Here is a 13,436-nt window from a genome sequence, read left to right as displayed (position 1 = left end):
TTCCTAGTATAGGAACCCATCGCTTTTTTTGTTTTTAGATATTGTCTTTCTTTTAACTTGACGTGAAGCGGGTTTCAGCAATTAGAGTAAGAATATAGCCGGACGATGGTGGTTCAAAAGAATAATTTTCAGAGCAAATACTTCATGTTCCGGCAAGATTGTATATGTTCATATTAATATAAAAGGGTAATATAGAATGTATTAGTGCAATTTTTAACCATTTCGAAAACGGTTTATATTTTATCTTTACGCAAGGAGACATCGTTATGATCATCATTAATCCCATTGGCGATAACATTGAAAAGATGCTGTTGCACTACGAAAAAAATGGCCACCTGACTCTACAGGCTTCGCTTATCAGTAATAGTTCGGTTGTATATAGATTGCAAGATTACTGTCTCAAGGTATATGCTTCACGTGCAAGATTGGATGGAGAAATGGAAAGTGAAGCTCTCCGGTCATTGCAAGGCAATACGTATGCACCCAAATTGTATGCGTATTCGCCAGGGGAGTACACGCTGACTGAATGGATTGAAGCACTCAGCCTGAAACAGTATCGGGCGAAGTATGGACACGTTCCTCACCACTTAATATACGATATATTAACGACGGAACTTCAGCAGATTCATGCTGGATATTGGGACTGGGATGTCATCCGATATGAGAATTTGCTCTGGACGGAGACAGGAGATGTGAAAAGAACGGACTTTTGGTTGTGTGAACCTGTAAGGTCCAGGCGTGAGAGTCTGTATAAGGAAGTAATTCAGAGAATTGAAAATATCTACAATGGGGATCGAGACGAGATGGACGCGATGCAGCAGTATTTTTACCGTCACCAGCTCACGTCATCTGAGATCGAACAAGCCTTCAATGATTTCAGATCCCAGCAACCAAGACTGGCGTTAGCACAATAATGTTCACAGCCAAAACCCCAAAGATTGGAGAATCTTTGGGGTTTCTTTCGCAATATAGAGTATCCCTACCTTAGTTAAGTGTAAGTTACTTCTTCACCAGGGCCAATATTTCATCGGCTACAAGATCCGGGCGATATTGATGGATGTAATGATCCGTATCTTTGAGTGTGATTTGCTTGGATTCATCCGACCAGGACTTAAATTCAACTTGAGTTTTGTCCCAATTGGGTTCACTGGCACCAAGGTAATCAGCGGTCAGTATGGTGAGAGGAAACGGTAACGTTTGCTTGTGATCCACGACCACTTTGGCATTGGCTGCTATTTCACGTAACTCATCCAACGTGTTGGCATTGCCATAGTTGTGCAAGAGCGCAGTTGTATCCAACTTTTTCAGATCGTCGGGTACAAGTTTCAGTTCATTTCGATTGGCATTGGAAGTCTCGACAACCAAATCAGATTGCATGGAAAGGCGAAATAGTCCAGATTGAATACGTAACTTGTTTGCAAACCCACCAATTGTATCCGCCAAGGTATCATCGTCATTGGAATAATATTCGGGGCTTCCGCCATCGATCATGACGATGCCTTTCACGAGATCCGGGTATTTCTGTGCGAAACGGATGGTTTCCAACGAGCCGAGGGAATGACCGACCAGAACATAAGGTGGTTTTTGTCCGGACACCTCTAATAACTCATGCAATTCGTCGGCTACGGTATCGACATCTCGTTTCTTATCGGTACGATCACTATATCCGTATCCAAACCGGTCATATACAGCGAATTTTGTGTTGGGAGCAAGCTTTTCATATAATGGATAATAATCTACATAAGGATTGGCAGTACCCCAGCCGGAGGCAAGTACTACCGTTACATCGCCTTCTCCACCGGTATATAAATGCATATTGTCACCATGTACGTTGTACAGTTTTCCAGGGGGTACGAGTATTTTGGCATCCTGCCTTAAACCCACTTGTTGGTAAATCACGCCAGTACCCAGAAGCAACAGAACTACCGCCAGGTCGAATATCAAAAATTTAACTAATCTTTTGGGCCATTTCTTCATGTTCTCTCACATACTCTCCATGTATTTTCTCTATCATATATGCCCAATCTTATACGAGAGAAAACAGAGTCTTAATTCTATCTTAATTGAATCTACTTTCGATCATGCGGGGATAGTTGAATTCTACCGAAAATTGAATATCAACAGCCAATGAATTAAACTAAAGCTACGATATGAATAGTTCTTATCCAAAAGTTGAGTCACAGATTGATTATATAGAACAGAAGGTATGCACAATGACAAAATACGAAAACCAGATCCCGACATCAGCCGGTATGAGCTTCAAGTCCCTGATCAGTATATTGAGAGATTCCATGCGTGGCAATGTAGAGCGGAGGCCATCGGGCATGATGCCTATCGAGATATGTGAACCTGCTGAAACCTTTAATGCATCCGATAATCCACAGGTTACATGGTTCGGCCATTCGGCCTTTTTGCTTGAAATTGAAGGTCATAGATTGCTCTTTGATCCGATGCTGGGCAATCGTCCATCCCCCGTATCCTGGGTGGGTACCAAACGTTACAGCACCAATCTACCAATTCAACCGGAGGATTTCCCAACGCTCGATGCAATCATTATATCGCATGACCATTATGATCATCTGGACTATGAATCCATCCGCAGATTGAAGGATAAAACAAAGCGATTTATCGTGCCACTTGGCGTCCGTCGTCGACTGATTCAACTGGGTGTGCCTTCAGAACAGATTACTGAGCATAACTGGTGGGATGAGTTATCATTCAAAGGTTTGACATTCGCTTGCACACCAGCGCGCCATTTCTCGGGTAGAGGATTATTCGACCGTAATTCTACCTTATGGTGTTCGTGGGTTATCGCTGGACAACATACGAAGGTATTCTTTAGTGGAGATAGCGGATATGGTCCTCATTTCAAGGAGATCGGCAGTAAATACGGTCCATTTGACCTGACTTTGATGGAATGTGGGCAATATGACGAGCGTTGGTCCAACATTCACATGATGCCGGAAGAAACGGTACAAGCACACTTGGATGTAGGTGGTAAGTTGCTCATCCCGATTCATTGGGCCGCATTTACGCTCGCTTATCATGCCTGGAATGAACCGGTCGAACGAATCACGAAGGCTGCACATGCCCTGAAAGTCAAGATTGCAACACCCAAAATCGGCGAGAAGGTTGTTCTTCATACGGAGGATTACCCTATACATCCGTGGTGGAGACCGGAATTAGGATAAAAATAAAAGCGTTCAGCTCATCGAATGAGTGGACGCTTTTTCTATTGCATTTTATATCAGGATCGATAGTGCACTGTAAATTAACAAAATACCCATGACGATATTAACAGGCCGCTCGTATCTCAATAGAAAGCTCTGGAATAACAGACCACCGAGCGCCCAGGTCATATTGGCACTAATGCCGATAAAGGTGAGCAGCAAGGAAAATACGATCAATTGAACATGGGACTGTCCAAGAGGTAGAACAAAAACGGATATGGCAGTAAGCCCATACAGAATGACTTTGGGATTGATGAATTGCAGGGTGAGCCCGAACAGAAATGAATAATGATTGACCTTGTTTTCTTCGGAATCTGCAGGTTTACTTCGCATAATTTTAAGCGCCAGATAGAGCATGTACACACATCCTAAGACGTTCAAGACAGGTGTGATCCTTGGGATGTATTGATGAAGAATAAGGTTGAAGTAACTGGACAGAAACATAATAAGCAGACAGCCAGCTGCAACTCCGCCAATAAACGGAAGCGTCTTACGGAACCCCTGATTTCTTGCGTGCGTCATGGAAATGATGTTGTTGGGTCCAGGTGTAAATGAAGCAATGATTGCGTATGTCACTAAAGGTATGATGTTCATGCATCCTCCACGTCTTCTTAGTTGTATGATATAATGACCTAAATGTACGTTGTAGCGTACGGTCTTTATTATTGTACAATATGTGCGTTATATAGCACAACATAATTATAAAATGAGGAGGATGGATTTTGAAAAATATTAATAGTATTCTTGCTCAGAACCTGAAACAGCTTCGAGAACAAAGAAAGCTTAGTTTGGACAAGGTCGCAGAGATGTCCGGCATTAGCAAGACCATGCTTGGTCAGATTGAACGTGGTGAATCCAATCCATCGATTGCAACCGTATGGAAGATTGCTAACGGCTTGAAAACCTCCTTCACTGCTTTGATCCACGAGCCGAAGTCAGATACTACCGTTGTAACGGGCGATGATATTCAAGTATTGATGGAAGACGAGGGCAGGGTTCGAATATATCCGCATTTTACTTTTGAAGAAGGACGCCACTTTGAGATGTACATGATGGAGATGGATGTGGAATCTTCTTTAAGTGCTGAACCGCACATCGAAGGAACCGAAGAATTTATTACTGTTTTTGAAGGGCAGGTTACGATTCGGGTTGGGACGGAAGATTATACGGTGAATCAAGGGGAGTCGATCCGTTTTCGAGCAGACAAGCCCCATGCCTATATGAATCCCGGAGCTTCAGCTATCAAGTTAAGCATGGTTATTCATTATTCGAAGTGATATCAAGGTTCAGCCTGTGGATGTAACGAATGAATGGAATGACAATAAAGCAGCCTGATGTAATGAACTTCAACTCCTTGATAGTCATGTCTAACAAAGGGTGCAGTTCGAAACATTGGCTGCTTTATTGATTTGTGTGCTGATGGACCCAGCGCCAATGATAGGACTCTATCTTAAGGCTTTTCTTTGGCCTGACGCTGGATTTCCTTGGCTGTTAATGCTTTATCATACACTCTCACGTTATCCAGACTGCCCTTGTAGAACGGATCAGACGCATAACGACTCTTGCCCACATAAGCTTCTGTCACATGCAGATCTTTCGGGTTAAAGGTGATCTCGGAGCTGCTTGCGACCGATGTGCCATTCACATATAGAGTGCCCACATCACCCTGAAGGGTTACAGCAACATGAACCCACTCTTTGGAAGGCAGTGGATCTGCAGCAATCAGGCTTTGATCCCGTCCTTCATTATGAATGGTGAATTGGAATGCGCCATTATGCTGGGAGGGCGTGAGGAACATATGCCTCGTCAAGCCATTTCCGAAGTCGAAAATACGTTGCCAGGACTCGCCGCCATCCCAATTGACCCAGGCGCTAAACGTGTAGTCTGTTGCATCCGTAACGATTCCAGGTAACTGGATGAAACTGTCTGTCCCATTGAATGTGGCAGCCTGATTTTTACCTACATCAGTAGAGCTGGCCACGTTAAAAGCTTGTCCATGATATTCGTTTTTGCTGTAATCCTGAGCGACTTTGGCAAGTTTCTTGTGTTCAAAAGTATACTCTCCAAGCAATGGGCTGACCGCTTGCTGTGGAATGATAACATTGAACGTTTTGGAGCTTACCGCAGTTCCTTTACGAATGGTGGCGGTTAATTTCACTTTGGCATCGCCTTTACCAGCGCGTGGTCGCTGCACTACACCTGTAGCGGATAGAGCCGACGTGTTAGAGCTTTTCCACGTAATGTCTGCATCACTTGTTCCCTTTGTAGGCAGAGACAGATTGAAGAACACATGATCTGTACTACCAATACTTAGATCTTTTTTTACCGAGTCAACAATGTCCTGATCACTCCGTTCAACACCTTGACTTCCCCAGATGGCAATACCGGAGGAGGAGAGAGCGCTAAAGGTCAGAACCGTACTTTGAAATTCCGAATTCCATTCATGTGTGAATATACCTTTGTACACAACGTTATTCGAAGTGATCTGAACCTGGTTGTCTGCACCAAGACTCCATGTTCCTGTCACGGCACCATGAATCTGCCCATCTGCCGTGAACTGAACGGTCTGGGATGGCTTGATGTCCGCCGTGATGTCCTTACCATGATTTACCCATTGGTACTGGCCAGCGATATCCTGTGTTGTCAGTTGTGCTGTATCCGCTTCCAAATCCGCATAACGATACGGAGAAACAACAGGCCATCCATCCGCATTCATATGCATCTCATGTACGCGGACTTCATGCTCTTCGCCACGTCCTGGAAAGCGAGTATGGAAGATGAGATATTGTTTTCCGGTCTCCGCATCATAGTAGGCAGAGTTATGTCCTGGCGATACATAGCCGGTTCCTATACCAGTACCCGGATCACCGATCTGTCTCTCGAACAGGAAGTTCCCCAATAATTTGACCCCAAAAGGCTCGATAGAACGATCGTCAAACAACGGTTTATCCTTGTCCGCTTTAACGTTGATCATGTCGTTTCCTTCGGCATCGAGGAAAGGACCATCGGGCGTTTGGGAGCGGGCTACGCGAATGTTATATCCTCCATCAGCACCAAGTCCGCCGTAAGACAGATACAGATAATAATAATCGGTTTCGGGACTATAGAGCATGTAAGGTGCTTCAATACGACTATGGTTGCCTCCAGTCAGCTTCTTGCCATAACCTTGATTCGGCAGCGGTTTACCTGTCGTCGCATCCATCTCCAGAATGAAAATCCCCCCGGAGTATGAGCCATACACCATCCATAGCTTACCGTTTTTATCATAAAAGACATCAGGATCAACGACATTGGGATGAATGTTCGCATCGTAAATGGTACCATCCTCACTGATCTGATCCCACATGCCGGATTTCAACAGGATACCTTGATCCTTGTATGGCCCTTCGATGTTGTCTGCGACAGCAATGCCGAGCGCTGATCGGGGAGAGTCCCCTTTACAAGCATTGTAGTACATATAAAATTTGCCGTCCGCGAGCTGAATGACATCTGCTGCCCATAACGTATCCGTCTGCGCCCATTCCAACGCTTCAGCGAATTCCTTGGTTACATTGGGGACAACAGGGTTGTTATCCGTAACACCAGAGGCGACTAGATCCCAGTTCAGAAAGTCTTTAGACTTGGCCACTTGCAGATGAGATCCGAAAATATAAAATGTATCATCCACCTTAATGACAGAAGGGTCATGAACGGAAACATTTTTGAATGATGGAGCAGGATTTGCGATAGATGTGGTGGAAGTCTGCGAGTTACCCACAGTTGTTCCTGAACCATTTGCGAACACCGAGACCGGCGCCAAAGTTGTTGCAGTAAGTAATGCGGTGCTTAGTACAGAAATGTTAAGTACGCTTACCCAATAACGTTTCATACGTTTCCCCTTTCCTATTCCCGGAATGAAAATCAACCGATACTTGGCAACACACGATATAAGGTTCGGCAGACCTCCTTTGAGTATCTCATCATATCAAGCGCTTTCATTTGTTATATTATCAATTGGTTTATATGTTTGTAAACCATAAATATAATCGCTATAAGATTAAAATGAATAATTAAAGAGAGACGTAAAGAGCTGATAAGGCTCACTACATTCATATAAACCAGTTGTCTTTCTCAAATTAAGGATTGAAATTGGGATCTATGATGCGATATTATTACGTTTAAGTAATGTGTTTAACTATTTATCAATCATTTCATATTTATACGAATCAAAAGTGTGGACCGACAATTCCCAACTACATAGGAGGTAAGAACATGAGCACATATCAAAATCAATTAATCGCACAATACACGTTCGAAGATACCGTTCAGATCGGGAAGGACAGCTCCGGTAAGGGACATGATGCTATAGCCAAAGGTAAGATCATACCTGTGATATCCGAGGTGAAAGGTAGATCGGCGGTGACTTTCAACGGGGGAGCGAATGGAACTTCTTATCTGGAATTACCTTCGGATCTGCTTCGTGATGTAAGCGATAACACAGGAATTACGATTTCCACTTGGGTGTTTCTCGGCAAGGGGTCTAATGTGTGGGAACGCATTTTTGACTTTGGTAAAGGAGAGAAGGGACCGTATTTATTTCTGACACGTCAGCTCCTGGGTACGTTATATGCTGGTGATAATCTGGTTGTCCACCCAAGTCGAGGAGTTGCAAGTGGAGAATGGATGCATATTGCACTCTCCGTAACAGGCAGCCAAGGAGGGACGTTGAGCAGTGCGGGGCCCATTGTATATGTGAACGGGGAGAAGGCGGCAGATGGTTCGATCAGTCAGACGTCCAGTGGCAATTATGCCAAACTACGCGAATGGTTTGACTCTTTCACCGATCCTGAGAATTATAGCCAGAATTATATTGCACGTTCCCAGTATGCAGCTGATGTGGATTTTGCAGGTTCGTTATCCGACTTTCGGATCTATCAAGCAGCGCTTACCATGGATGAAGTCATTGAAGTCATGTGTGAATCACTCACAGATGAAGCGATTGTGAAGCTAGCGGCAGACAAGTACTTGTCCTTCCCCAACCGAATCATCACCAAAGATGTGTCACTGCCCGCAGATTTGCTGGGTGGTAAAGTGACGGTACAGTGGAGTTCCAGTGATCTTGAAGTTCTGTCCGAGAACGGAGAGGTTCAGGCAATCACATCGGCACAGGAGGTTACGCTCGGTGCCCTTCTGAACAGAGGTGATAGTAAGCTGAGCCAAAGCTTTGACGTATCTGTTGTGCCAGCGCATCTCCCGCCTTATACGGTCACCATCCATGGAGATCAGAAGGTGGCTGACATCAGTGAAGTCATGTATGGGCTGTTCTACGAGGATATTAACAATGCGGCAGATGGTGGAATCTATGCAGAGCTCGTCCAGAATCGATCATTTGAATCTTTTGCATTCGATACGTACTCGCATGACTCTGGAGAATGTGGTTGTTCGACAGGTCGAAATCGTGAGCCATTGTTTGCCTGGTCAGGCGATACGGAGAAAATGCACGTACAGCATACGGATGGACTGAACGTTCACTTTAACGTGGAGGATCCTGAAGTAAATGCTTATTATGTAACGGTTCAGGATGGGGCAACGATTCGAAATCGCGGATTCTCCGACTCCAACCAGCATTGTGCCATGTCCATCAAGCAGGGTGAATCGTATGATTTTACCGTATGGGCAAAAGCAGAATCGGCAGGAACGATCACCGTTCAATTGCAGGATGGAAGTGACATTTCAATCAGTGATTCGGTAACGCTGCAGATTGAAGGCAGTAACACATGGAAGAAGTATGGTCTAACTGTGAACGGCGCGGAGACGGCGCTCGGTCAGCTGGTACTTACTTTTGCAGGTGACATCTCCATCGATATGGTGTCCTTGGTCCCTCAGAATGTATGGGGAGCTGATCCGACAGAAGAAGGAATATCTGCTACTGCACATGCCAATTACACGGGCAATCCCAACTATCGATTGAGAAAAGATCTAATCCAGGCACTTGCAGATCTGCATCCGAAGTTCCTGCGTTTTCCGGGAGGATGTATCTCGGAGGGGTCTTTTATCTGGGATAACGTATATGACTGGAAGGATTCTGTGGGTCCGGTTGAGCTGCGCAAAGAGAATTATAATGTCTGGGGTTACATGATGACGATGGGGCTTGGTTACATGGAGTACTTCCAACTGGCGGAAGATCTCAATGCCGCTCCGGTTCCAGTCATGGCTTGTGGTGTGTTATGTCAGGCACGCTCGGATTATGCTCACCCTGCGGGTGGCGCTTTAAGGGATTATTATATCCGGAACTTCACAGACCTGATTGATTTTGCGCTCAGTACAGACTTCGAACACAACGAATGGGCGGCGGTTCGAAGCCAGATGGGACATCCTGAACCGTTCGATCTTCGTTATCTGGGTGTAGGTAATGAGAACTGGGGCATTGAATTTTTTGCCAATTTCGAAGTATTCAAAAGCTCGATAGATGACTACATGAAACAGAACTATCCTGATCATGAGCTGCACATTATCTCGACGGTTGGTGCTCAGGCGGATGATGATGCGTACCAGGAAGGATGGAAATTCCTCAGCGGGAACCTCACCGGGTCAGCTCAGGTTGCTTTTGCAGATGGTACTGAGGTGATTGAGGAGACGGTAACCTGGTATGAGAACCAGGACAATTATATGGATACCATCGCAGATGAGCACTACTACCGATCCAACGAATATTTGCTGAATAACGTGGATCGGTACAACTATTATGACCGGGCTTATCATGAAGATGGAAGTATCGATTGGAAAGAGACATCCAAAGTATTTGTGGGTGAATATGCTTCCACGGACAAAAATACGCTGGCAGGAGCGGTCGCAGAAGCGGCGATCATGACCGGATTTGAGAACAATGCAGACGTTGTCCGTTTGGCAGCCTATGCGCCATTGTTCAACAAAGTACTAACGGACGGTACCTACCGCTGGACGCCGGACTGCATCTGGTTTGATGATGAAACCGTGTGGTATACACCGAATTATTATGTACAGCAGCTTTTTGCAAAATATGTAGGGGATCAGGTGCTTGAGACTTCTTTCTCCACATATAGCAAAGGCAAACCGCTGAATCTCATTCCGCGTGGCGGCATCGAAATTGCGACAGGTCATGCAGACATCGTGGTGAAACGAGTCACGGTCACGTCCAATGTGGATGACACCATACTGCTAGATGAAGATTTCAGGGAACGTACGGAGCCTAGCGAGGCATGGAGCCAGATTCCCGGATCGGAAGGATATACGTTAACGGCAGGGAAAGGGCTCATCTTGAGCGCACAATCAAGTGGATTGAATGGATTGTACCTGCTGAATGACGAATGGACTAACTACAAGGTGCAGGTTGAAGCTGAAAGAATTTCAGGTGAGGATGGTTTTTACATCGGCGTGGGATTGACGGATATTTCCCCCGAGAACAAGGATGTCATTGAATACGCAATCAGTTACGGGGGAAATGCCACAGGAGTGAAGGTGTATAAACAAGGGATTGAGGGGTATACATTAGGAGACTATTCATCCAGTTCGGCAGCAGGTAACCTGAGAGCGGCCAACTATGAACCACTCGAGAATGGGACCAATTATGCGATCACGGTTAACTATGGTGGGGACACAGGTAAGAACCTGATCTGTTCCTATACGGACGGGCACAACACCAGCAAGGTTCTGGATTACAAGCTGGAAGCCTACAACCGGGAAGTATTCCACTCCGTTACGAAGGACGCACACCATGTGTATGTGAAACTGGTGAATGCAGATGGTGTGGATAAATCAACCCAAATTTGCCTTCAGGATCTGAAGATTGATGCTTCAGCCAGACTGATCACGCTTACTGGAGAAGATCATTTGGTGCATGTTCCAAATGTGAATCAGAAGAATGATGAGAAGGTCGTTCCCCAAGAACAGGAGATAAAGCTGAATGGTGAATCAGCGACCGTTTGTTTACCCGCTCATTCGGTAAATGTTCTCATTATGAATCTTCTATAAGAAAAATATATAAATAAGGCCCCCTTATGCAGACATCTGTCGTTTGCGATAAGGGGGCGTTTTGCTATGGAACTTGTTTTGAAATAAAAGCAATCACTGTTCCGCAATAGGATTAACATGTCCTTAGTCTGTATGTTAACCAATGAGGACATGATCCTCTGCATAACCGATTTTGGATGTACGTTTCTTCTGCGCCAATGCAAAAGCCAGAGTTAGTGGTCCCAATCGTCCTGCAAACATCGTAATGGTGACTATAATTTTACCGGCAACACTCAACTCACTTGTCAGACCCATCGATAGTCCTGTGGTGCTAAAAGCCGAAGTGGCTTCAAACAGAACATCCAGAAAATGATTTTCAAGAATGCCTTCGGATATGGATAACAAAATGGAGATTCCAAGTACAAAGGCAAGGGCACTTAAGACAACAGCGAGTGCGCGCATCACTGTTTCTTCTGCAATTTTACGCTCAAAAGCATGAATTTGCCCACCACCCCGAAATGTTTGAATGGTCGCAAGAACAAGGACAACAAAAGTATTGATTTTAATTCCTCCACCTGTTCCGCCGGAAGAAGCTCCAATGAACATCAGGATAATAATGAAAAATTGGGATGTTGCCAACATACTTCCAATGTCAATGGTATTAAATCCGGAGCTTCGAGGGGCAGTACCCTGAAATAGAGAAGCCCATATGCGTTCGCCGAAAGATAAATCAGCGAACGTAGCAGGATTCCAACTCTCGATTAAGAAGATGGTGATGAATCCAAACAAGTATAGAGAAAAACTGCCGATCAATACAATCTTTGAATGCAGGGAGAGCTTTCTCCATGAACGCTTGCGGAAAACATCCACAACCACAATGTAACCCAAGCCGCCAATGACAAAGAGCGTAATGACCGTAAGATTAACAACCGGGTCGCCAACAAATGGAGTAAGGCTGTCAGTCCAAAGGGAGAAACCCGCATTATTGAAGGCAGAGATGGAATGGAATATGGCATAATAGAAAGCTTGTCCCCACCCCAGATCGCTCTGCCAGCGCAATGTAAGAACCACTGTAGCCAGAGCTTCAAATGCAAAGGCTATAAGCACAATATACATTGATAGCTTAACCAGACCTTGAGCAGAGGATGTATTAGTGGCTTGTTGAATAATAAGCCTCTGTTTCAAGCCAATCCGTTTCCCTAGAATTATGGCTACCATTACACCTAGTGTCATGAACCCCAACCCGCCAACCTGAATCAAAATCATGATGATGATCTGTCCAAATGTAGAAAAGACAGTCCCTGTATCCAGAACAATCAGCCCGTTTACACATATAGCAGAGGTTGCTGTGAACAAGGCATCAAGTAAACCAATAGATGCCCCGGTACTCGAAGATACCGGCAGTGCAAGTAATAAGGCCCCGATCCAGATGAGAGCGAAGAAGATGATCATGATAAGTTGAGGAGGGCTCATATTGTTTTTCAGCTTGTTTACAATCAATTCAATGTTATGTAGAGCTGAAGTTCCCGGTGTTCGTTTATTTCTTTTGTTCATAGTCACTCTCCAGATTCCGAATGTTTTCATTACTTCCAATTAACAAGAGCATATCTCCTGAATGGACTCTGTCTTCTGCCATTGGAGATATATTAAGACTATTTCCAGTTTTGATGGCAATCACGGTACAGCCGTAGTTTGCGCGAACGTTGAGTTCTAACAGCGTCTTCTGATTCATACTTTCGGGAGCTTTGATCTCTACCAGATTATAATCTGAAGACAATTCAATGGAATCAATGATGTTGTCTGAGCTAAGCTGATTCCCCAGCCTTGTGGCCATGTCACGTTCAGGATAAACGATCTGATCAGCACCAATCTTGCTAAGCACACTGCCATGGTTATCATTTTTGGCTTTGGCTGTTACTTTGGGTACATTAAGTTCTTTCAATAACAGAGTGGTCAGTATACTTGCTTGCAGATCTTCGCCGATCGCGACAATGGCGTGAGAAAAGTTGCTTGCTCCAAGCTCGATAAGGACTGATTTGTCAGTACAATCTGCCTGCACCGCATGGGTTGCCACCGTTGAAATCTCCTGAACAAGAGTTTCGCTTTTGTCTACAGCGAGCACTTCATGTCCATTTTTAATGAGTGTGTGTGTCAAGCTTGAACCGAATCGTCCAAGGCCAAGTACCATAAACTGTTTTTTCATAATATCCCTCATTGTAATCAAAATAAATAATGGTT

Annotated in this window: 9 protein-coding genes; 4 read left to right on the top strand and 5 right to left on the bottom strand. The window is 44.7% G+C overall.

The window, feature by feature from the left end:
• The first annotated feature begins 266 nt into the window (after nt 1-266).
• On the top strand, nt 267-914 hold the full coding sequence (locus AC4G47_RS17270) for a hypothetical protein (protein ID WP_491101974.1): 648 nt from the start codon (nt 267-269) through the stop codon (nt 912-914).
• A gap of 85 nt (nt 915-999) precedes the next feature.
• Here AC4G47_RS17270 and AC4G47_RS17265 read toward each other — a convergent pair whose 3' ends face one another.
• On the bottom strand, nt 1,000-1,977 hold the full coding sequence (locus tag AC4G47_RS17265; RefSeq protein WP_491101973.1) for an alpha/beta fold hydrolase: 978 nt from the start codon (nt 1,975-1,977) through the stop codon (nt 1,000-1,002).
• Between the two features lie 236 nt (nt 1,978-2,213).
• Here AC4G47_RS17265 and AC4G47_RS17260 point away from each other — a divergent pair, with 236 nt between their 5' ends.
• On the top strand, nt 2,214-3,191 hold the full coding sequence (locus AC4G47_RS17260; RefSeq protein WP_491101972.1) for an MBL fold metallo-hydrolase: 978 nt from the start codon (nt 2,214-2,216) through the stop codon (nt 3,189-3,191).
• A gap of 51 nt (nt 3,192-3,242) precedes the next feature.
• On the opposite strand, the gene AC4G47_RS17255 is transcribed toward AC4G47_RS17260, so the two are convergent.
• The gene (locus AC4G47_RS17255; protein WP_491101971.1) at nt 3,243-3,824 is read right to left on the bottom strand and encodes a LysE family transporter; all 582 of its coding nucleotides are present in this window, start codon (nt 3,822-3,824) and stop codon (nt 3,243-3,245) included.
• 128 nt (nt 3,825-3,952) lie between these two features.
• Between AC4G47_RS17255 and AC4G47_RS17250 the strand changes: the two genes are divergently transcribed.
• Nucleotides 3,953-4,507, top strand: a complete 555-nt coding sequence (locus AC4G47_RS17250) for a helix-turn-helix domain-containing protein (protein WP_491101970.1) — start codon at nt 3,953-3,955, stop codon at nt 4,505-4,507.
• Between the two features lie 173 nt (nt 4,508-4,680).
• On the opposite strand, the gene abnB is transcribed toward AC4G47_RS17250, so the two are convergent.
• Entirely contained in the window at nt 4,681-7,098 is a 2,418-nt protein-coding gene (gene abnB, locus AC4G47_RS17245) for an arabinan endo-1,5-alpha-L-arabinosidase AbnB (protein WP_491101969.1), read from the bottom strand.
• 383 nt (nt 7,099-7,481) lie between these two features.
• Here abnB and AC4G47_RS17240 point away from each other — a divergent pair, with 383 nt between their 5' ends.
• Nucleotides 7,482-11,219 (top strand): alpha-L-arabinofuranosidase family protein, encoded by a 3,738-nt coding sequence (locus tag AC4G47_RS17240; protein ID WP_491101968.1) that lies wholly within the window; start codon nt 7,482-7,484, stop codon nt 11,217-11,219.
• Nucleotides 11,220-11,354: 135 nt separating this feature from the next.
• Here AC4G47_RS17240 and AC4G47_RS17235 read toward each other — a convergent pair whose 3' ends face one another.
• Nucleotides 11,355-12,752, bottom strand: a complete 1,398-nt coding sequence (locus tag AC4G47_RS17235; RefSeq protein ID WP_491101967.1) for a TrkH family potassium uptake protein — start codon at nt 12,750-12,752, stop codon at nt 11,355-11,357.
• Nucleotides 12,736-13,401 carry a potassium channel family protein gene (locus AC4G47_RS17230; RefSeq protein ID WP_458126714.1) on the bottom strand — a complete coding sequence of 222 codons (666 nt, stop codon included), beginning with the start codon at nt 13,399-13,401 and terminating at the stop codon, nt 12,736-12,738. Before AC4G47_RS17230 ends, AC4G47_RS17235 begins: the two co-directional genes overlap by 17 nt.
• Between the last annotated feature and the right edge of the window lie 35 nt (nt 13,402-13,436).

The sequence above is a fragment of the Paenibacillus sp. Negev47 genome, from assembly GCF_058313655.1.
This window is presented reverse-complemented; position numbering and strand designations above follow the sequence as displayed.